The organism is Kutzneria buriramensis (genome assembly GCF_003387475.1).
Classification (GTDB): Bacteria; Actinomycetota; Actinomycetes; order Mycobacteriales; family Pseudonocardiaceae; genus Kutzneria; species Kutzneria buriramensis.
In genome coordinates this window covers 197,548-216,858 of sequence record NZ_QUNO01000010.1, presented here as the reverse complement: position 1 = coordinate 216,858, position 19,311 = coordinate 197,548, and the positions used below count along the sequence as shown (strand labels likewise).

Here is a 19,311-nt window from a genome sequence, read left to right as displayed (position 1 = left end):
GCACACCAACCCCTACAACCGGCCGGCGAACGTGAGGCGGCGGTCGACCATGGCGGCGATCTCGGTCTCGGACTGGCCCGCTTGGGGGTAGACGTTGATCGTCACCGGCCGCAGCGCGGCGGCCGGTGTTGGCCCGCCCGTGCCGTTCACTGGGGCTGTGCCGGGCAGGTCGGTGGTCAGCTGGGTCAGGTAGGAGCGGACCGCCGGCGTGCCGTCTTGCAACCCCACCAGGAGGCCCTGCATGATGAGCTTTCCGTTGGGGGTCAAGAGCTTCCGGTCGACCGACGGTGGGCCCTTCCACTGGGAGATCCAGTTCGTGAGTTCGCTCAGCTTGTCCTTGACCCACTGAAACCCGGACTCGATGCCGCGCACGAGACCGGCGATCAGGTTGCGGCCGGCGTCGACGAGGGCACCGCCCCAGCCGCTCGCGGTCGAGACGATCGCGGCACCGAGCGCCTTCACCGCCTGGACCACGATGTCGAGCCCGGACAGCAGCACGCCGCCGAGGCCGTTGACCACGCCCAGCACGATGTCCTTGAGTCCGGACCAGGCTTTCGACCAGTCCAACGTGATCAAGCCGACGGCGACCTCGATCACGCCGCGCACGACCTGAAGCGCGCCGGACACGATCGCCGACAGCGCCCCGAACACGTCGGCGACGATCCGGCCGAACGCCTCGACCTGCGGCGACAGGTCGTCGGCCAGCAGCTTCACCAGCGGCGTGGCGTCGGAGATCAGCTCGGTGAGCACGCCGGCGGCCTGGACGATCACCGGCACGAGCTGGGCCACGATCTGCACCAGGCCGGGCAGCAAAGCCGATGCCAGCTGTAGCAGGGGTGGTGCCAGCCCTAGCGCGGCTACTACCAGCTGTAGCAGGGCGTCTGTCAGCGATGGCAGACTCGGTAGGAGTCCATTCACGACAGTGATCACTGCGCTGGCGAGTTGCTGGCCGATGGCCACCAGGGTCGGTGTCGCGGCGGCCAGGTTGGTGCTGATCACCTGCGCGAGCTGGGCCACAGTCGAGGTGATCGCCGGCAGGGCCGGTGCCAGAGCGCGCAGGGTGGCCAGCAGCACCGACGCGCCGGCCGTGGCCACCGACTGGAACGCGCCCAGCAGGGACCCGAGCACGCTGACGGCCGCGCCGCCGAACACGCCGAGCAGGTCCGAACCTTGTTGCACCAGTTGGGAAACCCAGCCGGCGGTCAGCGACAGGGCGTTGACCAGCAGCGAGCCGAAGGCCGTGATCAGGGGCCCGGCAGCGGTGGCCAGCTTGAGCAGGGCGGGGGCGAGTTGGCCGGTGATCGATGCGGCGAGCTGCGAGCCGAGCAGCTGCAAGACCTGCTGCACCGGGCCGACCAGCGCGGCCACGACGGGCTGCACCGCGCGTAGCGCCGGCACCAGAACCTCGGCCGTCACCTGGGCGGCGGTGGACAGGAGTGGTGCCAGGGCAACGAGAATCCCCGCGAGCGGGGCGAACCCGCCCGCCAACGAGGCCAGCGACGCCCCGAGCTGGGGGCCGAGTTTCGCGACGGCCGGGGCGATCTGCGTGACGAGGACCTGGCCCAGCGCGTCGAACAGCGGGAACAAGCCAGCCGCGACCGCCGACAGGCCACCGAAGACCTGTTGCAGGGCAAGGATTCCGGGCGCACTCTTGGCGAACGCGGCGATCTTGTCGGTGATCGCGACCAGCACGGACAGTGCGCCGGTCCCGGACCCGGCGACCGCCCGGAACACCGAGGCGACGATCGACACGAGGTTGCCCAGCAGGTCACCGAACTGGCGGGCGGCGGTGATGCCGGCCTGCATCCACCCGGCCAGCTGCCCGGTCTGGCGGGCCTGCCCGATGAACTCGGCCCACTTCAAGGCCAAGGCCCCGATGCCGGCGGTCAGCGCGGGCAGGAAGCTGGAGCCGACCGTGGCGACGTCACGCAGGATCGACAGCAGCGGCCCGAACGCCTGCCCGAGGTTGGCCACGGCCTGGCGGGCGTTGGTGAAGATCGTGGCGAGGTCACTGGAGACGCTGGCCTGGTCCAGGAACGCGGCCAGGCCGTGGGCGGAGGTGTTGAGCGCGCCGGCGATGTCAGCCAGGCCGGTCCGCACAACCGGCAGGTAGCGCTGCCCGAGCGAGGCGACCTCACCGGACAGGCCGGCGAACAGCCGTTGCTGAACGTCCAGCTTGAGCGCGTCCAACGCCGGGGCCAGCGCCCGGATCTGCACCGCGGTTTCGCGGGCCGCCGGGGACAGCTTCTCCAGGTCTTGGGCGAATTTGGCCGGATCGGACTCCTTGAGCGCGTCACCGAACCCGGACAGCCCGACCTTGACCGTGGCCAGGATCGCGGCCGCCGTGAGGCCGGCGGCCGGGATCGTCAGCAACGACCCCGATGCGGTGACCGCCGCCGACCCCAACCCGATCACTTCGGTGGCCGCGCCGGTCGCCGCACCGGCCAGCGCCGCGACCTTCAGCGTGTGGGCGCCGACAAGCCCGGTGGTGCGGGCCAGGTTCGCGCCCAGCTTCGTGACGCCGGCGTCAAGGTCGCTCAGGCCCTTGGCCGCGCTGCCGGTCTTGTCCAGGGCGACCTTGATCGTGATCTTCTTCGACAGCTCACGCCGCAGCCGCTCGCCCTTGGTCTCGGCCTCGGCGGTCTCCAGCTCGGCCAGCAACCGGATCGCGGTCTGGTCGCCCTCGCGGGCGGCAATGCGCAGCTGCTCCTTGAGCAGCTCCGTGCGCAGCTCGGCGGTCAACCCGAGGTGCGGGGCGTCGCGTTCGTTCTGCTTGACCTGACGGCGGATCTCGACGCCCAACCCCTGAAGGGAGGGCATGATCTTGAGGTAGGCGTGGGCGACGATGGCCAGGCCGACCACCACCCGCTGGTCAGGTCCCGCGCATCATCCGAGCCATGTCACGCAGCGAGACCGTCTCGGGCTCCGGCTCGTTCCGCGCGCTGTCCGGGTCGGTGTCGGTCAGTTCCAGCGGGCTGGCCAGGTGCTCGGGTGGGATGGTCTGGCCCAGCGCGGCCGCGACCGCCGCCCACAGTGCGGTCATGCGGCGTTCGACGGCGGCGGTCAGCATCTCCAGGCGCGACCAGCCGGCCTCGGGCGCGATCGCCCGCCAGACCCGCGCATCGGCTGGGAGGCCGCCGACGAGTACGCACACCCGCCGGTAGGTCATGTGGCCTCGGTAGAAGTCGAGCAGATCGACGCCGTAGACGGCCAACAGGTCCGATTCCAACGCTTCGGCGGTGAGGTCGGTCGCCAGCAGCTGGGCGACCGTTAGGGGTTTCCCCGCCCCAGCTCCCGCATGACCTGCGCGGAGAACTCCTCGATGTCCATCGCCGTGAACGCCACCGTCCGCAACGTCTGGTACTGCTGCTCACCGAGCAGCTCCCGCAGCGCCGTGATCGGCTTGCCGGCCTCTTCGGCTTCCATCGCGGCCAACGGGAACTGCTCAGCGGTCGGAATGCGGAACTTCTTGTCACGCCAAGTCAGGGACAGGCCCTCGCTGGCCGGGGCAGGCTTCTTCGTCGCCTCGGCGCGCTGCCGGGTGCTCACTGCTGGCTTTCTCCTTCGGGTTGGGGGAACTCGTGGCGGATGAGTGCCGACAGGCCCTTGGTCGCGAACTCCAGCCGGGTGGTCAGCGGGCTGTAGACGACGGGGCGGCCGACCATGACGGCGGAGGCTTCGTCGCGCAGTTGGTGATGGCGCAGCGCGGTGCGCAGCGTCTCCAGCACGGTGGCCAACTCGCTACGGGCGTCGCCGGTCAGTCCGGTCACGAGCCACCTCCACTGGTCTGGGTGGGCGGGGTGAGCAGGACGGCCGGGTCGTCGGTCAACCAGACCGCCAACGTGGTCGTGGTGCCGGTCGGCGAGAGCGCGGAGAACGTCATGCCCCACCGGTTTTCCTGCGTTCGCGACCACTGGGCGTCGTCGGTGTCGGACACCTCCGCACGCGGCACGTAGAGGCGGTGGTGGAAGACCTCGGTGTCGGACACCTGGTCGACCCAGTCCACGCACAGTGCCCGCACGTCACTACGGGGGATGGACGAGAACTCGGCGCGGTAGATCTTCGAGCCGGAGGCGGTCGGCGCGAAGGTGATCCCGCCGAAGTAGGCTCCGAGCACTGCCGCCTTGGTCTCCTGGAACACCGACTTCACGGTGAATTCCTGGGACTTGTAGATGTAGCGAGCCGGCGAGAGCATCTGCCAGGACTCGGTGCCGTCCTTCTCGACCTTCCGGGAGACGGTGACACCATCCGATGTGGTCAGTCCGAGGCCGGTCCACGCCGCCGTCAGCGGCGTGGTCGCGTCGGGCGGCTCCGGAGTGCCGGGCGGGGCCAGTGATACCTCCCCGGTGCCGGCGATCCGGACCAGGCTTGCGTTCAACGTCAACAAGTCCTCCAAGGGAACAGGCCGACGCCCACCCGCGCACCCACCGGTTCCTCGGGTGGGCGTGCGCGGGTGTGGTTTACAGCAACGGTGTTCGGGCGAACACTGCGACAGAGGCGGTGGCCAGGGGCTGGTCGGTGTAGGGGTCCAGGCTGGTGATGGGCGCGGTGATCGGGTCGGCGGCGATGGGTGCCGCACGGATGCCGGGTGCGCAGAGCAGGCCGAGGGCCAGGGCGCAGACCGCCTTGGCGGTGAACTCGGAGCGGTGCCAGCACGTCAGCCGGATCGTCGAGCGCTGTACCGCTGGCCAGCTCCAGGTGTGGCCGTCTTCGGCGACCAGCAGCCACGGCAGGCTGGGTGGCCCGTCGTCAGCGTCGCTTCCGGGTTCGGAACCCATCTCGGAGGAGACGACGAGCCCGGCGGCGTAGGGCTCGGCGCGCTCGGCGAGGGCGGGCCGAAGGACGTCGAGAACGAGGGCGACGACGTCCCGGGGCACGGGCAGGCCCACGGGGCACCTCCAGCTGGTCGGCGATCTCGTCGAAGCCGATCGGCTCCAGGCCGGCGGCGTGCGCGGCGCGGGTCAGCAGTCCGTGGCGGGCTTCCATGCCGGCTCCGGCGGGATGCTGGACGGCGACGGTGACGCCCACGCGGGTGTGGGCGGGGTCGTCGAACACCTCGATCGGCACGGGCGCGTGGTCGCGTAGCCGTAGGCCCCGGGCGCGGGCGTGTGCAGCGACTTGCTCGGCCAGCTGCTGCACGGCGTCGTGCAGCTCCGGCGAGAGCAGGATCTCTCGCACGCCGTCGTAGTCGACGGTCACGCGGTCGATGGCGGGCACGGTGGTTTCAGCCCTCCACGTGGGTGAGGTTGGCTTCGTAGTGGGTGTGGCCGAATCGCGGCGTCCACTGCGACGGCTCCCCGGTGATACGGAATGTCTTGCCCTGCCAGGAGATGCGGTCACTGGTGGCGATCGGACTGGTCGTGAACAGCCGCCAGGTCGTGACGACCGCCTGGCGGCCCGGTTCGGGGTTGGGCGTCGAGCCCGTGGGTTGCATCAGGCCGGCGATGGTGCGGCGTGCGGCGCCGGGACCGTAGTCCAGGCGTAGGACGGGGTTGCCGTACTCGTCGACGACGCCAACCGGGGTGATGACGGTCAGTCGGTGAGGTAACAGCACAGCACCACCGCCACACGCTCGCGGCCCAGGGTATGCGGCGTTTCATGCCCTTCAGCAGTGCTCTACAGTGCCGAAGGTCCCTCGCCGCGACGCCCGTGCCGGCCGCACCGTTGGTTGATTCCTCACCCCGAGGGGGCGACATCATGACCGTCCAACCCGAGCAGGTCACCACGGTCAACGCCGAGTGGTCCATCACCCTCGTGGGGGATCACGCCGACATCCACGCCCTGCCCACGGCAACCGGCGAATCGGATGGCGCGTGGCAGCCGCGCGCTGGGCATGGTGACGGTATCGGTATCCCGTTGGTTCGCCTCGGGTCGTTGATCGACGCCGTGCAGGCGACGTTGGCCGACCCGACGGCGCGGGAATTGATTGCCAGACACGGTGAGCAGCCCGCCTGGTCGCGGCCGGGTATCGATCGCACCGAGCGGGTGGTGTACCTGCACGGCCCGGTGTCTGTGCCCGACGCTGGATCGGGCTACGGCCTGACCTCTCGCTTTCAGGTGCCCGTCCAGACGTTGCGGCAGTTGTGCACGCGGTTGCGTGGGGCTGCCGCGCAGAGCACGACTGTCTGGCCCCGCTGAGCACGTGCACAGAGACCGGTATGCCGCGATTGCCGCCGCGATCGGCAGGCAGGCCGCCGCCGAGGGGGTGTCGGTCGGGATTAGACACATCTGCCGGGCTTGCGCCCATGTGGTGGGCGTCGACGGGGTGAGCTTCTGCACGGCCGGGGATTTGGGGGAAGCCGAGCCGATCTACGCGACCGGCGTCGTCGGCGAACGCGCGGTGGAACTGGAGCTCACCGTCGGCCGGGGGCCGGGTGTGCAGGCGTTGCTCACGGGTGAGGAGGTGCTGGTCGGCGACCTGACCCGGCACGACTGTCGGGAGCGCTGGCCGGTGCTGGTATCGCTGCTGGCGCCGTTGGGTGTGCAGGCCGTGTTCGCCCTTCCGCTGATCATGGGTGAGGTGGCAGTCGGGGTGTTGGAGCTCTACCGCATCGGTCCGCAGCCGCTGAGCGCCGACGCGCTCGCCGACGGGCGTGTGTTCGCCGACTACGCGTTGGCGGCGCTGTTGGGGGGTGTGGTCGATGAATCATCTGGACATGACCTGGACGGTGTGCTCGCGGGTTCCTTGGCTCAGCAGTGGGTACGCGTTCATCAGGCGGTGGGTGTCGTGTCGGCGCAGTTGGGAACCGGGCTGACGCCGGCGTATCAGCGGTTGCGGGCGCACGCGTTCGTCACCGACCGTCCGCTCCGTGAGGTCGCCGACATGGTCCTGGAAGGTTGGCTCCGCTTCACCCGGTGACCATGCTCGCTAGGTGCTGGCCCCTTGCTGCCGTGTGTCGACGGGCGGACGCTCGGGAAGCGCCGAGACCCCGCGCTCGTCCACTGGATTCGTCCCCGTCGAGTGCGTAGTGGGCGGTGGTCCCCGGCGGACTGTAGTGGCCCGCAGTAGCTGGAGCCTGTGCTCCGGATCCCTCCGCCGGGGATCTCATCAGCAGCGACAACTGGCGTAACTCGAACGTGTGTGCGAGCATCTGACCTGCGGGTACGCACCCCGGCCCGCGCCTCCGGTTGCCGGGGCCCCTCCGCCAGGGGAAGCGGCGGGCGGGGCCTCGGCAACGCGCACCACACGGGAGCGAGCGCATGAACTACAACACCGAGGGCGACAACCGGCGGATGCTCCCGGGCCCAGAGGGAAGCCAGTACTGGTCGCCGACAGACTGGTACCGCGAAGCGATCGACGTGCTGGCGGAGCACGTCGAGTCCGGCGACCGGCTGATTGCCGGCGGCACGCGGCCGCACACCCGGGCCTATCTCAAGCTTGTCAGCCTGTCCCGGCAGATCGTCGCCGTCCGGGATGCTCGCGACGAGCGCAACCAGATGCGCCACCGTCCCAGCGATGTGAACGACGCAAACGACTTCGGTTGCTAGACCGTCCAGATGGAGAACGCCCCGCCTGGCCCGGGATGGACAGGGCGGAGCAACTCCAGCTCGTCATCGGTGAAGTAGAGACCGCCGCCTGGGTGCGCGGAGGTCCGAGAGACCTCGCCCACCGACTCGTTCGTCAACCCGTCCGCCGGCGTGGCCAACGCTCGTAACACCGCCGTGGCGACCACGCCGACAGCGGTGTCCGGCGGCGGCTGCGGCATGTCCGGAACCTTCGCCTGAACGATCGCGGAGGCGTCGGCCAGCAGCACGGCGGCGCGGGCCTGCTGCTGGTCGTCGAGTGGCTGCGGGGACCGGGCCTGGACGTCACTGACCGTGGCAAGGGAGATCACGGGTATTTCACCTGCCCGAAAGTGCTAACGGTGCTTCGGCGTGCCGCGATTGCCTGGGTGCTGGGATTCCCAAGTGCGTGACCCGGCCGCCGCGTGGTCCCTTCGTCACCCCCCGAGCGAAGGGACCGCGCGGGTCCGTCACACATAGTCACCACCTCCCTTTGAGCCTGCTGGTTGCTCGTGTCGACCATGAGCGCCAAGCGGGTCGGTAGCGGTTGCCGGTGTTCGCGGCGCGGACCTATGGTTGGCGAGGCAGCTGAATGATCAGCTGCGCCGTGGTACCTGCGTGCTTGCTGCGGACCGGCAACTGAGGAGCCTGCGGTGAACATGGACGGCGAGGACCGCCTCAGGCGCACGGATGCACAGCTCACCGCGGCTACCGCCCGCATCGGCGACGCGGCTGTGGTCCATCTTCGCGGAACGGCAGACCTGGAGACTCGCGAGCTACTCGACAACATCCTTCAGACCGCTGCCGAGGGGGTCATCGCGGTCATCGTGGACCTGGACGGCCTGGAGTTTCTCAGCTCGACCGGATTGAGCCTGCTCATGCAGCTGCACAACAAGCTCGCTGCCGACGACCGGGAACTGCGTCTCGTCGCACACTATCGCCATCTGCTGCGCCCGTTCGAGCTCACCGGGCTCCACGACGAGCTGAACTTCGACCAGTCGGTGGACGAGGCGCTGGCCGTGGTGGCCCGCCACCACGGCTAGTCCGTGGGCCGGCTGGCGGCGGGTCGGCCACCGACGGCCCGAACACCCAGCTCGGCGGGCAGCCCGCGCAGGGCCTCGATGGTGGCCTTGTCGGTGACCTCGGCTTCGCCGTCGACGAACACCACGCCGAGGTCGTGCACGATCAGCTCGGGGTGGCGGGTGCTGGTGAACTTCACGAGGACACCGCCGTCGTGGTCAGGCCGGTGATCTTGCCGTGGGCGATCTCCGGCCCGTACTCCAAACCGATCTCTCCGTAGATCTGCGCCTTGTCCGCCGCGCCGGTCTTCGCGAGGGGCTCGGAGAACAGGAAGCCCTTGCCCGGCGTCTCCAGCAGCACCGGGGCGCACTGGTCGAGGCTGACCACTAGCACCGTGTCGGCCGGCATGTAGCGGTTGAGGCTGACGTTGAGCTGGCCGAAGTCGGTCTCGATCGTGGTCACCGAGACGCCGCCGACGTTGCGGGTCTGCTCGCGGTAGTTCTTCAGCGTCACGAACTGGTTGGTGAGCTGGCGCTTCTGCCACGCCCCGCACATCAACGTCGCGGTCTCCGAGACCTGGATCCCGCCGTTGGTCCACACCGACTGCAACAGGTCCAGGACCATCTTCTCGGTCAGCGCGGCGGGCTGCGCGTTGGTGACCACGTTGGTCTTGATGGCCTGGAGGATGCCGCCGGTCTTGCGGGCGGTGCTGTTGTCGGTGGGTTCGGCCATCGTGCCGGTCAGAAAGCTGACCTCGACGTCGCGGCCGATCTGGATCAGCGACTGGCGGGTCTGCCAGTCCATCTCGTCCGGCACGGGGTTGGTGCCGGGAATGGAGACGGCGTTGGCGATCGGCGAGCCGGTGCCGGCGAACTGCTGTTGCGCGGCCTGGCGGGTGTAGGTGACGCCGACAGTCTCCTGGTGGATCTCCACCACGTTGCGCGCAGTCCCTCGAACACGGGACTCCGGCGGCGGGGCGTCCGCGCCCTCCAGGCGCTGGCGGGCTGGGTCGGGGGCGCGCAGGTCGTAGACCTGCCAGGTGTGCACGACGCCGTTGGCGCGCTTGCCACCGGTCAGGCCACCGATCGCACTGAGGAAGGGCGTGTCGCTCGGCGTGAGCGCGAACAACTCGCCGACGTAGTTGGGGGTGTTGTAGACGTTGGCGATTGCCGCCACACCGGGCATAGGAACTCCGTTGCTAGGAAACAGAAATCAGTGCTGCTGTGCGGCGAGGTCCCGCAGGCGCTTGTTCTTCAAGGCGATGGCCGTGACCCAGTCGCCCCGGGCCTCGGCCTCGCTGATCTGGCCGGCGATGCCGGACGGGCCGGAGTCTCGCGGCCCCTGCGAGGGGTCCGGGGCGGGCCGGCGCGGTCCGTCGACCCGCGCGAGGTGCGGCCGGGCGGCGAGCACCGCGGCCAGGTCGTGGGCGATGGCGGCGGTGTCGATCACGCCGTCATCGCCGATGTAGCGGTCCCGCTCGTCCAGGTAGCGCGGCGCGTCGGTCGGGTCGGCCCAACCTGTTGCGGCGGCGCGGATCTCGGCGTCGATGGCCCGGCGCCGCAGGCCGGCAAGCTGCTGCTCGGCGGCGGTGGCGCGGGCGGCGGCCTTCTCGGCCTCGCTCTGCTGCGCGGCCTCGATCTCGTCCAGCCGCTTGGCCTTGTCCTTGTTGCTCCGTGCGGTCTGCTCGGCCTTGCTCAGCTTCGCCTGGGCGGCTTCGTAAAGGGCCTTGTAGTCCGGCTCGGCCGGTTCGGGCTGGGGCTGCTGCTGCGGTGCCGGATCGGTGGTGCTGACCGGGCCGGGCGGCTGGTTGTCGGCCGGGGCCTGGCCGGTGGTGTCACCCAATGGTGTTCTCCCTGGGGAATCGAGACGGTGGATCGGGTGGCCGTGGCACCCTGGGCGTGTGAAGTCGCGCCGGCCGTCGCCACCCGTGATGGGGCTGCTTGCTGCCGCCGCACCGACGTGCGCGGCGATTGCCGCTTACACCGGGCCGATGACCTGGCAGCACTTCGGTTTCTTGGCTGCGGCGTGTCTGCTGTTGGGCGCGGCAGGGCTGGCCGCCGAGCTGAAGCCGGCTTCGAAAAAGAAAAAGCCGAAATGTCCAGGTGCAACGGGACTGATCATGGCGGGCGGACACGAGTCCGCCTCTCAAAAAAGCTCGCGAACTGTAGCAGTACAGTGCTACAGCGCTACTGTTGACGGATGTAGCCGAACCGCCGTAGCTGCCTGACAAGCTCGTCGCGATCCCGGGCCACCGCCACCAGCTGAGCGGGGGTAGGGCGGGCGACACCGCTGGAACGGTGCCGCCGGCCGGGTCGCTTGTTGAGCTCACCGAGCTGGCGGCCGAGCCCGCGCGTGGTGGTCGCCTCGTGGGTGAACTCGTGCCCGCCGGCCACGTACACCGAGCCTTTGCGGCGGGCGTTGACCACGCGGCTGATGTCCGCGCCGTGTCGGATCGCCTCCGCGCCGCCGGGGCCGAATGCCTTGTTCTGCTGGGCTTTGCTCATTGTCTCGAACAGCGAGCGCGGGTCGGTCGCGGCGCCGTCGGCCCTCCACTGCTCGCGGGTGACCGGCTTCATGCCGCAGTCGCAGCGCGGATGCCGCAGGAACCCGGAGCTGTAGCGGTAGAGCCGGCCGGCGAGCACGATGCACCGCCCGCACGCCGGCAGGTGCACAAGCCGCTCGTAGCCGTACACCTCCGGTTCGAGGAACCCGCCGATCTGGACGGCCACGCGGCCGGCGTCGGCGACCTCGGTTGCGGTGTAGGTCAGCAGCTTCGCGCGGCCGATGTCGGCCGCGTCGCCGGGCGGCGCGCCTAGTTCCAGCGCCCGCCGGAAGTACGCCCAGGCGTAATCCACCAGCGCACCCAGCGGCAGACCGCCGGCTGCGGTGCCGGCCAGAGCCGAGGCCACCAACCGGCCCAGCGGCCGGGAGGCCGCGCCGGCCGCCGCGAGCGTGGCGGCCACATAGGTCTGTCCGGTGCTGGCCGCGCTGGTCTGCCCGGAGCTGATGGCGGCCACCAGCTCCGGGCGCGCGCTGGTGTGCCAGGCCGCCGTGTCCGCCAGGTTCAGCCGCGACCACACCGCCGCCACGGTGGTCACCGCCTGCCGAACGGCGCGCTGCTGCACGGCGCGGAACCGATCATCGGTCGCGGTCACCGGCTTACCCCTTGTGCGGGTTCGAGGAACCGGGCCGCGGTGCTGCCACGCGGCACCGGCACGGCCGGTGCGACGTCCTGCAGCGGCTGCTGCGGTGGTGGCTGCTGCGGGCCGAACTCGGGCGGCTCGTCGCCGAGGATCCGGTTGTATGCCTCGGTGTCCTCGGCCTCCATGTCCCGGATCTGCGTGTCGGAGTAGCCCAGCGCCCGCCGCGCCGCGCGGCGGGGCAGCAGCTTGTCAGCGGAGTAAAGCTTCACCACGCCGTCAGCCTGCGCGGCGAACGTCGGAGTGGCCGGGTCCATCCACATCGTCTCCAGCCGCAGGGCCTCCGGCGGGATCCGACCGTCCCGCACGAGCAGGACCAGGCGGGCGACCTGCTCCCAGCCGTCGCCGAACCAACCGTGCCGGCGCTCGGCTCGTTTGATGTGGCGGGCCTCGCTGGAGCGGATCGCGTCCGCGCTGGCCGGGTTCTCGGTGCTGAAGCCGAGGTAGTGCGGCGGCAGCCCGGACACCGAGGCCACCAGCTTGGCCAAGGCGTTGAGCGTGTCGTGGAAGTTCGACAGCGACGCTTCGGGGAACTGCCCGACACTGACCCCGTCCTCCTTCGGGGACTTCGGGGAGGCCCAGAGCACGCCGGCCACGGCCTCCCACGGCGTCAGGGCGCGGCCGGAGGCGTCGACGAAGTCGTCCTTGTCGAACCCCAGCGCGTAGCGCCGTGGCATGGCGTGGAATTCTGCGCTGATCATCATGTCCGTGGCGATCTTGCACGCGGCGTCCGAGAGCGGCAGGACGCTGGCCAGCTCCGAGCGGCCGAGGCGGGCAGGCCGGTTGAGCCGGCGGCGGGTACGTGGCCGGTTGATGATCGGCACCACGGGCACCTGGCCCAGGCCGTGCTCGTCGCGGTCGGTCTCTTCCCAGGTGCCGCCGCCGTTGTCGGAGGTGTACCAGACGGTGCGGTTGGGCAGGTACAGCGTGGCGTAGCCCAGCCCGGGGTCTTCGGTGTCCTCGTCGCGCCAGCGTTTCAGCGCTGCCCGCACGGTGCGGGTGCGCGGGTCCAGTTCGGCGTGGACCTCCAGCGGCGACTCGACGGTCACCAGCGGCGTGGTCGGGTCGTTCTCGTTGGTGCCGACGATCGCGAACGCGCGGCCCAGCGCCAACGCGTCGACATGGGCCTGCTGGGAAAACAGGTCCAGGCGGTTGGCCTGCCAGATCTGCCAGAGGTCCCGGTCGGCTTCCTCCTCCCCGCCCATCCGGAAGCCGGTCACGTCCAGCCGCTCGTCCAAGCTGTCGACGACGAGTTCGGGCCAGGCGATGACGACTTGCCGCACGCGGGTGTCCAGGCGCCGCAGCAACTCGGGGTGCATGTAGGAGAGCGACTGCTCGCCCTCGTAGTAGGCGTCCAGCGTCTCCAGGCCGGGAAGCTGGGCGTTGTGCAGACGCGCAAGGCGGGTAACCCACTGCATATCAGCGAGCTCAGGCGCGAGGACCCCGATCACGATCATCCCCTTACGTCGCTACCAGCCGACCGTGGCCGGTAGCGTCCAGCCCATGCCGAGTGGCCAGGTTCCCCAGTGGCTCGTGATTGTGTTGCCGTTGATCGGCACGCTGGTGGGCGGTTTGGGTGGAGCGTTGGGCGGTGCGTTCCTAACCGCGCGTGCCGCGAGGAAGCGCGAACGCGAGCAGAGACAACACGACATTTGGAAGCAATCCGAGGCCCATGCGATTGCAATAAAGTCGGAGTGGCGCGCCGAGCGCCTCCAAACCTACAGCAAGTTTCTAAGCCTACTTGATCAGTTTCGCAAGTATGTTCCTAATGAAAAATTTGGTGTAGTTGTCAAGAAATCCGACACGACAGAAATGCACGAGTTGAACCTTGCCGCGTGGGAGATCTACTGGCACATCGCACTGATAGAGGATGGCGGCGAATCGGTTACGCGGATAGGAAAGGGCCTGCTGGAGCTTCAGATTGCCTTCATGGTCGCAGCCCATGGTGTCGAGGTGAGCCCGAAACCCAAAGAGGGAAGTGGGCAGTACGGCAAGCTTCTTGTGCAGCTAAGAACGGCCATGCGAAACGAGCTCGGCGTCTCGTACCATGCGAGCTCCGCGCTTACGACTACCCCATCACCACCATTCGGGATGACTTCTTAACCTTCTGACCACGTAGCCGCCAGCCGCCTACAGCCATAGCGGTGGTCGGCACAGCGTCAATACGCTTGCCGGTCTTGCCGCGCTCAGGCTTGTCCGGGCGGATCAGGTCCGGCTCGCCTGCCGGCGAGCGGACTTCCACGTTGTCGAAGCACCAAGCCGCCACGGGATTCGCATGATGACTCCAAGCCCGGGAGCGGGTCAGGGCCATCAACTCGATCATGCCGGGCGTGAGGCCCCGGTAGGTCTGCGGCACGGGGTACATCGGCACCCGGGTTCGCCGCTCCAGTCGCTGCCGGACGGGTTCGCCGGACCACTCGTCGTAGGAGATGTCCGCGACGCGTAGCGCGGCGCAGTCGGCGGCGATGTCGGCTTCCACGAGGTCGTAGTCGATGACTTCGCCGGGCGTGACGGTGATCCAGCCGGCCTCGACCCAGCGGGACACCCGGCTGTCGGTGTGCTTGTCGAGGAACGCCACGGCGGCCTCGGGCAGCCAGAACCGCCACAGCGCCGAGAGGTGCCCGTCGATGCCGTCGGGTACAACCAGACACCACGCGGTGAGGTCGAGCTTGGAGGCGAGGTCGAGTCCGCCCCAGGCCGGCTTTCCGGCGTGTCGCGCCCGCAGCTGCTCGGGCTCGGCGGCGGGGGTGCCGGCGCACAGGTTGTAGAGGTGCATCGGCATCCACCGCGTGGACTGCTGCACCCACTGGTTGAGCCGGAACTGGCGGAACGAGTTCTCCCGGGCCGGGTCGTTGCGGGCCTCGCGGGCTTCCTCGCGCAGGGCCTCGATGCTCAGGAAGTCGCCGAGCGCCGGGTTGGCCAGGTGCCAGTTCGCCTCGTCCCACGGGTCGGCGTCCGCCGACAGGTTGCGCAGGTACACGAACCGGTGCGGTGCCCGCGCCGGGTCATCGGCGATCCGCACGCACTCGTCATGCTCGGACTTCGCGAACGAGGCGGGGTCGTTGCCCGCCGTGGTCGCGGCGAGCATCAGGGGTTGCATCCGGGTGCCCATGCCGGTGCGCATCGCTGACCACAACTCGCCGTTGGGCTGCGTCAAGACCTCGTCGAAGATCACCGCCGACGGGTTGTGGCCGAGGTTGCCCTTGGCGTCGGCGGCGACGGCTTCGTAGAAGCTGCCGGTCCGCTCGTCGACGATTCGGGCGGCGTGGTCGATCACCCGCAGCCGGCGCGAGAGCACCGGGGAGAGCTTGACCATGCGGGCGGCGACGTCGAACACCTTGCGCGCCTGGGCGATGTCCAGGGCACAGCCGTAGATCTCCGCGCCCTCCACGCCGTCGGCGACCAGCATGTACAGCGCCACGAACGCCAACAGCTCGGACTTGCCGTTCTTGCGCGCCAGCTCGATCCACCCGATGCGGAAGCGCCGGACGTAGCACTCCCACTCCGGGTCCCAGCGGACCTCGCCGAACAACGGCACCACGATGTCGTCCTGCTGCCACTCGGCCAACAGGAACGGCTTACGCGCCCACCGGTCTTTCGTGTGCACGCAGACCTCTTGAGCGAACGCGACCGCGTGCGCCGCGCGCTGCATGCACAGGTGGTCCCCGCGCTTGCGGCACACCGTGCCGTCGAAGGTCCGACCGCACACCGGCAACGCCGGCGGCTTCTTCCGCGCCGCCCGTGGCTTGGCCGCGGTTGTCGTCGCCGTCGTCTTCTTCGCGGCCGCCGTCTTGGTGCGGGTCTTAGGAGAGGAGCCGGTCCGCGCCGCCGTTTGTGTGGGCATCGCCGCCCGTCTCGGTCTTGAGCGCCTGGCGGTCCGACGGGGTCAGGCCGAAGCGGGCGGCGTAGGTCAGGAAGATCCGCTCGGCGTCGGCCTGCACGCGCAGCGCCGGGTTCGGACCCAGGCCACTGCCGGCGGGTACGAGCAGCGCGGAGCCGTTGACCAGCTTCGTGGCCGTCTTGTACCGGCCCAGCGCCTCGCACAGCACCACGAACGCGTCGAGGTCCCAGGCGGTCAGCACGCCGCGCTGGATCAGCGTCGGGGCCAAGCGGTCCCAGGCCGCCCGCGCGTCCGGCGACAGCCACTCCGGCGGCACGATCTCGGTCTCCGGCGGCGTCGGCTCGGTCTGGTTGATCCGGTCTTTGCGGTCGCCGTGCAGGACGCGCAGCGCGGTGGGCTTGCCTGCGGGGCCACGTTTGCCCATCAGGCACCTCCCGCCCGCGCTGCGCGATCCTCAGCGCTCGGTCAGCTGGACCCAGAATTCGCCTTGCCACGGCTGGCAGCCTTCGGCGCGGTGGTGGCCTTCCGGCGGGTCGTGCTGGCCTTCTTCGCCGTCGCCCGGGTCGCCCGGCCCCTGCCGGCGCTGGTCGACCGTCGTGCGCGAGGAGGCATCTACATCACCCCCTCTCCGTGTCGTCGGTGCTGGGCATCGCCACGCCCAGAAGTTTCGCGGTGGCGTAGCCGTCGAGGTACTTGTCCCCGATCGCGATCAGGCCGGCGGCGCCGAGGAAAGCCTCCTTGTCCTTACGGGTGCGAAAGCAGACACAGAACCAGTACTCCGACTCGGTCGCCAGCAGCAGCCGCTCGGCCTCGCGGGCGGTGCGCTCACGGAAGCCGCGGTGCAGCGCGTCGAGCTCCGCGCGGGCGTCGGTCTCCTCGTCGCCGGTGTAGTCGACATCGGCGAGCGGATCCGGGTCGGGCTCGGCGTTGAGGAACGCCAGCACGTCGTCGTTGGAGGACACAGCGGTCACCGACGCCGCCGCCTGCAACTGCGCAAGCAGCGCGGCGTTGGGGTCGTCAGCGGGTGAGGTCACGGCGGAAGAACTCCAGTTCGACCAAGGGGAACCAGGACACGATCCGGGCGTAGTCGTCGGGGGCGTTGCTGCGGACCGGCTCCAGAAACCGGTAGTCGATGCCGTCGAAGCTGCGGCCGAACCACTCGTAGTCGATCGGCAGCTGGACGGCGTGCCGCTTCAGGCACTGGCGGATGTCGGCGATCTGCCAGTCCCAGATGACCGACATCTTCCGCGTGTGCTCGCGGACCGGGCCGTGGGTGGACATCGCCATCCGCCGCATCGGCGAGTCCGCGGCCCGCACGCCGTCGATGTTCCACGCCCCGGCCAGGTCGTAGTCGGCGCGGATGCCGTCGGCGACCTCCTCGTAGGTGGGCTCGGTGATGCCGGACGCCTGGATGATCGGCCACCGCTCCGGCGGGGTGAACACGTAGCTGGTCAGCCACCGGTAGAGCGACGGGTGCGGCAAGTCGATGATCTTCGTGTCGAAGAAGTCCTCGAACGCCTTGAGCGACTCGTCCACGAACTTCAGGCCGGGGATCGAGTACAGGTGGTAGGGCACGACCTCGATGCCGTATTCCCGCAGTGCCAGCCACGCCGCGATGGAGTCCTTGCCCCGCGAGAACGCGAGTAAAACCGGGTTTCCCTCCTGGGCCAACTGGGTAAGCAGCTGGGCCGAGGAGGGGCGGCCCTCGATGGTGATCAGTGGCGACCTCCCTGCGCTTGCGTCCGAACAAGGTTCGGACGTGCGAACTGAGTTAGCATCGGCGCGTGGCCGATGTGATCAAGCAAGCCGAGCAGCAGCGCGAGGCCGTGCTGGAGGAGGCGGCGGCCGCCTCCGAGCAGCACCGGGCATGGCGCGACGAGCGAAACCGCCTGATCATCCAGGCTTCCGCGCTGAACATCTCGCACCGCCGGATCGCGTCCTACGTCGGTCTGTCGGACGTGTGGGTCGGCAAGATCGTCAAGGGCGAGAGCGACGGCGAAGACGTGCCCGGAAGCGTCTGAAAAACCTGGCAAGACCCGGACGGCCCTCATAGGCTTGTTCGCCGTCGTCGTGCTGAGGGGTCCCTCCCCTGGGAGTGCGGTCCACAAAGGACGACGGCGTCGTCGACCGGGCGAGGGCGTCGCAGGACAAGGCCGGTCGGCGCTGTCCATAGTGGATGTTTAGGGCTGATGCCAGCCACCACGGGTAACTGCGGTCCGGGCGGTGACTCGGGAGTGACACCAGGCGCACAGCCCTCGCCCGTGGCGTGGATCGTCAGCGTCGCGGCCGGCGGCCACGAGGTCGCGGCGAATCACCGGCCAGTGGTCGGCTACCGTCGCCGCTCGGGTGCAGGCCGCGCCCGCGTGGTGCCGACAGTCCCGCCGGTCGCAGCGGCACACCGGGTCGCGCGTCAGCACGCCGGGACGGAAGCGGCTGCGGTGGCCGGCAGAGTAGCCACGCTGCGCCGAGGTCCCATGGGCCCGGCGGGAGCGGGACCGACATGACGGGCACCGCCCGCCCCGGCTCGTGGTGTTCGGGCAGCCGGGCTGCGTACAGGGGCGACGGGATTGGAACGGCAATGCGCCACCCCAATTGAATTCAGCGTCAAGCGAATCGAATGGGAAGCAATTCGATTAGGATTACTACATTCGGACTAATGTGGTCCAGGTCTCTTCAAATCCTATTGTTTAGTGTCCTCTGGTGTGACACTATATAGGTGTTGGGCGGTTCGGGGGTGAGGCAACACCCCGGGGTCGGGAGTCAAACAGAGAGAGCTGTTATGGCGAAAAAGATGATGACTGGTTATCGGTACGGAAGCCGGTTCGACGGCACTCGGCACATCACCGACCTGGAGACCTTGGCGCGCAGGATGCTCGCGGACTTCGCGGTCCTGGACAGCGCCGAGTGTGAGGCGGCGGGGGTCGGGATCGAGCTCCAGGTCTACGTCTACGGCAACACGTTCATGGAGATCTGCCTCTGGGGGCTGACGGACAAGGTCGTCTTCCGTGGCCGTCCGCCGGCCCTGCTCACCACGGTGGCCAAGCGATATGAGCAGCAGGTCACCGAATTCATTCAGTCTTACGGATGGTCCCGCGACGGCGGTCGACGCCGGTTCTTTGCGCTGGTCAATTTCATGGAAGAGCGCGAGTGGCGGTCTAAGGGGGACTATGACCCCGTCATGAAGATCATCGATTAAACGGCAGCGATCGCGTCCCGGTACAACGGTGAGGCAACACCCCGGGACGCGATCGGCCGGAACCCCAGAAAGAGCGAGATGAGTTCCGACAGAGGAGATCCTACCGTCCTGCCGCTGCCGGCATCCCAGGCGATCGTCATCACCCTGCCCCGGCGGCTGACCGCCCTGGCTTCGGTGCGAGCGCGTCGACGGTCCACCGGCACGGCGGGCAAGATCCTGCACATGTCCGAGTACCGCGACACCCCTCCCGTTGACCCGATCGACAGCGTTGACGACCCGAAGCGCCGTCTCGCGCTACGCCTCGCCCGCCGTGACGAGCTCGCTGAACAGCTCGCCAAGGTCGAGGAGCAGGTGCAAGCCGACGCGGCCGCCGCGCGGTTGGCCGGGATGCTCGCGATCGAGATCAGCGAGGCGACCGGATGGTCGCGCAACAAGACCAACTATGTGTTGCGGAACGCCGGCGTTGCTCCGGATCGCTCCGCGCCGCGTAAGCGGCAAAGCTAGCCCTACCCATCAGCCGTTCGGGGTGAGGCAACACCCTGACGGCATTT

General features: G+C 69.2%; 26 protein-coding genes. 9 read left to right on the top strand and 17 right to left on the bottom strand.

The window, feature by feature from the left end:
- Nucleotides 1–12: 12 nt before the first annotated feature.
- The 6 genes from BCF44_RS28800 to BCF44_RS28775 form a co-directional block, all read right to left on the bottom strand.
- Nucleotides 13–2,865 carry a phage tail protein gene (locus BCF44_RS28800; RefSeq protein ID WP_116177534.1) on the bottom strand — a complete coding sequence of 951 codons (2,853 nt, stop codon included), beginning with the start codon at nt 2,863–2,865 and terminating at the stop codon, nt 13–15.
- A 7-nt stretch (nt 2,866–2,872) separates the two neighbouring features.
- Nucleotides 2,873–3,229, bottom strand: a complete 357-nt coding sequence (locus BCF44_RS28795; protein ID WP_116177533.1) for a hypothetical protein — start codon at nt 3,227–3,229, stop codon at nt 2,873–2,875.
- 41 nt (nt 3,230–3,270) lie between these two features.
- Nucleotides 3,271–3,549, bottom strand: coding sequence for a hypothetical protein (locus tag BCF44_RS28790; protein WP_116177532.1), 279 nt, complete (start codon nt 3,547–3,549; stop codon nt 3,271–3,273).
- Nucleotides 3,546–3,770 (bottom strand): hypothetical protein, encoded by a 225-nt coding sequence (locus tag BCF44_RS28785; protein WP_116177531.1) that lies wholly within the window; start codon nt 3,768–3,770, stop codon nt 3,546–3,548. Before BCF44_RS28785 ends, BCF44_RS28790 begins: the two co-directional genes overlap by 4 nt.
- Nucleotides 3,767–4,384, bottom strand: a complete 618-nt coding sequence (locus BCF44_RS28780) for a phage tail tube protein (protein ID WP_147328670.1) — start codon at nt 4,382–4,384, stop codon at nt 3,767–3,769. The genes BCF44_RS28785 and BCF44_RS28780 overlap by 4 nt, the downstream gene beginning before the upstream one ends.
- 76 nt (nt 4,385–4,460) lie before the next feature.
- A complete protein-coding gene (locus BCF44_RS28775) occupies nt 4,461–4,889 on the bottom strand; it encodes a hypothetical protein (protein ID WP_170217805.1) in 429 nt (142 codons plus the stop codon).
- Between the two features lie 58 nt (nt 4,890–4,947).
- Here BCF44_RS28775 and BCF44_RS55725 point away from each other — a divergent pair, with 58 nt between their 5' ends.
- Complete coding sequence (locus BCF44_RS55725) at nt 4,948–5,085, top strand: hypothetical protein (RefSeq protein ID WP_170217804.1); 138 nt, start codon at nt 4,948–4,950, stop codon at nt 5,083–5,085.
- Nucleotides 5,086–5,224: 139 nt separating this feature from the next.
- On the opposite strand, the gene BCF44_RS28765 is transcribed toward BCF44_RS55725, so the two are convergent.
- The gene (locus tag BCF44_RS28765; RefSeq protein WP_116177527.1) at nt 5,225–5,554 is read right to left on the bottom strand and encodes a head-tail adaptor protein; all 330 of its coding nucleotides are present in this window, start codon (nt 5,552–5,554) and stop codon (nt 5,225–5,227) included.
- A 143-nt stretch (nt 5,555–5,697) separates the two neighbouring features.
- Between BCF44_RS28765 and BCF44_RS28760 the strand changes: the two genes are divergently transcribed.
- From BCF44_RS28760 to BCF44_RS28750, 3 genes are all read left to right on the top strand, one after another.
- Entirely contained in the window at nt 5,698–6,138 is a 441-nt protein-coding gene (locus tag BCF44_RS28760) for a hypothetical protein (RefSeq protein ID WP_116177526.1), read from the top strand.
- Between the two features lie 4 nt (nt 6,139–6,142).
- On the top strand, nt 6,143–6,859 hold the full coding sequence (locus tag BCF44_RS28755; RefSeq protein WP_170217803.1) for a GAF and ANTAR domain-containing protein: 717 nt from the start codon (nt 6,143–6,145) through the stop codon (nt 6,857–6,859).
- A 341-nt stretch (nt 6,860–7,200) separates the two neighbouring features.
- Nucleotides 7,201–7,488, top strand: coding sequence for a hypothetical protein (locus BCF44_RS28750; protein ID WP_116177524.1), 288 nt, complete (start codon nt 7,201–7,203; stop codon nt 7,486–7,488).
- Here the strand turns inward: BCF44_RS28750 and BCF44_RS28745 are convergent.
- Nucleotides 7,485–7,835: a hypothetical protein gene (locus BCF44_RS28745; protein WP_116177523.1), complete on the bottom strand. Its 351-nt coding sequence runs from the start codon at nt 7,833–7,835 to the stop codon at nt 7,485–7,487. The genes BCF44_RS28750 and BCF44_RS28745 overlap by 4 nt on opposite strands.
- 327 nt (nt 7,836–8,162) lie before the next feature.
- Between BCF44_RS28745 and BCF44_RS28740 the strand changes: the two genes are divergently transcribed.
- Nucleotides 8,163–8,546: an STAS domain-containing protein gene (locus BCF44_RS28740; protein ID WP_246015715.1), complete on the top strand. Its 384-nt coding sequence runs from the start codon at nt 8,163–8,165 to the stop codon at nt 8,544–8,546.
- Here BCF44_RS28740 and BCF44_RS28735 read toward each other — a convergent pair.
- The 5 genes from BCF44_RS28735 to BCF44_RS28715 all read right to left on the bottom strand — a co-directional run bounded on the left by BCF44_RS28735 (nt 8,543) and on the right by BCF44_RS28715 (nt 13,180).
- Nucleotides 8,543–8,722, bottom strand: a complete 180-nt coding sequence (locus tag BCF44_RS28735; protein ID WP_116177521.1) for a hypothetical protein — start codon at nt 8,720–8,722, stop codon at nt 8,543–8,545. The two genes, BCF44_RS28740 and BCF44_RS28735, sit on opposite strands and share 4 nt — an antisense overlap.
- The gene (locus tag BCF44_RS28730) at nt 8,719–9,708 is read right to left on the bottom strand and encodes an SU10 major capsid protein (protein ID WP_116177520.1); all 990 of its coding nucleotides are present in this window, start codon (nt 9,706–9,708) and stop codon (nt 8,719–8,721) included. Before BCF44_RS28730 ends, BCF44_RS28735 begins: the two co-directional genes overlap by 4 nt.
- A 27-nt stretch (nt 9,709–9,735) precedes the next feature.
- The gene (locus BCF44_RS28725; RefSeq protein WP_116177519.1) at nt 9,736–10,365 is read right to left on the bottom strand and encodes a hypothetical protein; all 630 of its coding nucleotides are present in this window, start codon (nt 10,363–10,365) and stop codon (nt 9,736–9,738) included.
- A gap of 344 nt (nt 10,366–10,709) precedes the next feature.
- Nucleotides 10,710–11,678, bottom strand: a complete 969-nt coding sequence (locus BCF44_RS28720; RefSeq protein ID WP_116177518.1) for a VG15 protein — start codon at nt 11,676–11,678, stop codon at nt 10,710–10,712.
- Nucleotides 11,675–13,180 carry a phage portal protein gene (locus BCF44_RS28715; RefSeq protein ID WP_211353266.1) on the bottom strand — a complete coding sequence of 502 codons (1,506 nt, stop codon included), beginning with the start codon at nt 13,178–13,180 and terminating at the stop codon, nt 11,675–11,677. The genes BCF44_RS28720 and BCF44_RS28715 overlap by 4 nt, the downstream gene beginning before the upstream one ends.
- Before the next feature lie 46 nt (nt 13,181–13,226).
- Between BCF44_RS28715 and BCF44_RS54845 the strand changes: the two genes are divergently transcribed.
- On the top strand, nt 13,227–13,826 hold the full coding sequence (locus BCF44_RS54845) for a hypothetical protein (protein WP_147328669.1): 600 nt from the start codon (nt 13,227–13,229) through the stop codon (nt 13,824–13,826).
- On the opposite strand, the gene BCF44_RS28710 is transcribed toward BCF44_RS54845, so the two are convergent.
- The 4 genes from BCF44_RS28710 to BCF44_RS28695 all read right to left on the bottom strand — a co-directional run bounded on the left by BCF44_RS28710 (nt 13,792) and on the right by BCF44_RS28695 (nt 17,235).
- Entirely contained in the window at nt 13,792–15,567 is a 1,776-nt protein-coding gene (locus BCF44_RS28710; RefSeq protein ID WP_116177517.1) for a terminase large subunit, read from the bottom strand. The genes BCF44_RS54845 and BCF44_RS28710 overlap by 35 nt on opposite strands.
- Complete coding sequence (locus BCF44_RS28705) at nt 15,527–15,988, bottom strand: phage terminase small subunit P27 family (RefSeq protein WP_116177516.1); 462 nt, start codon at nt 15,986–15,988, stop codon at nt 15,527–15,529. The genes BCF44_RS28710 and BCF44_RS28705 overlap by 41 nt, the downstream gene beginning before the upstream one ends.
- A 193-nt stretch (nt 15,989–16,181) precedes the next feature.
- On the bottom strand, nt 16,182–16,598 hold the full coding sequence (locus BCF44_RS28700) for a hypothetical protein (RefSeq protein ID WP_116177515.1): 417 nt from the start codon (nt 16,596–16,598) through the stop codon (nt 16,182–16,184).
- Entirely contained in the window at nt 16,582–17,235 is a 654-nt protein-coding gene (locus BCF44_RS28695; protein ID WP_116177514.1) for an adenine nucleotide alpha hydrolase family protein, read from the bottom strand. Before BCF44_RS28695 ends, BCF44_RS28700 begins: the two co-directional genes overlap by 17 nt.
- Before the next feature lie 113 nt (nt 17,236–17,348).
- On the opposite strand from BCF44_RS28695, the gene BCF44_RS28690 reads away from it, so the two are divergent.
- The 3 genes from BCF44_RS28690 to BCF44_RS28675 all read left to right on the top strand — a co-directional run bounded on the left by BCF44_RS28690 (nt 17,349) and on the right by BCF44_RS28675 (nt 19,264).
- Complete coding sequence (locus tag BCF44_RS28690; protein ID WP_116177513.1) at nt 17,349–17,585, top strand: hypothetical protein; 237 nt, start codon at nt 17,349–17,351, stop codon at nt 17,583–17,585.
- A 758-nt stretch (nt 17,586–18,343) separates the two neighbouring features.
- Nucleotides 18,344–18,760, top strand: coding sequence for a hypothetical protein (locus BCF44_RS28680; protein WP_116177511.1), 417 nt, complete (start codon nt 18,344–18,346; stop codon nt 18,758–18,760).
- Between the two features lie 222 nt (nt 18,761–18,982).
- A complete protein-coding gene (locus tag BCF44_RS28675) occupies nt 18,983–19,264 on the top strand; it encodes a hypothetical protein (RefSeq protein ID WP_147328668.1) in 282 nt (93 codons plus the stop codon).
- Nucleotides 19,265–19,311: the final 47 nt, after the last annotated feature.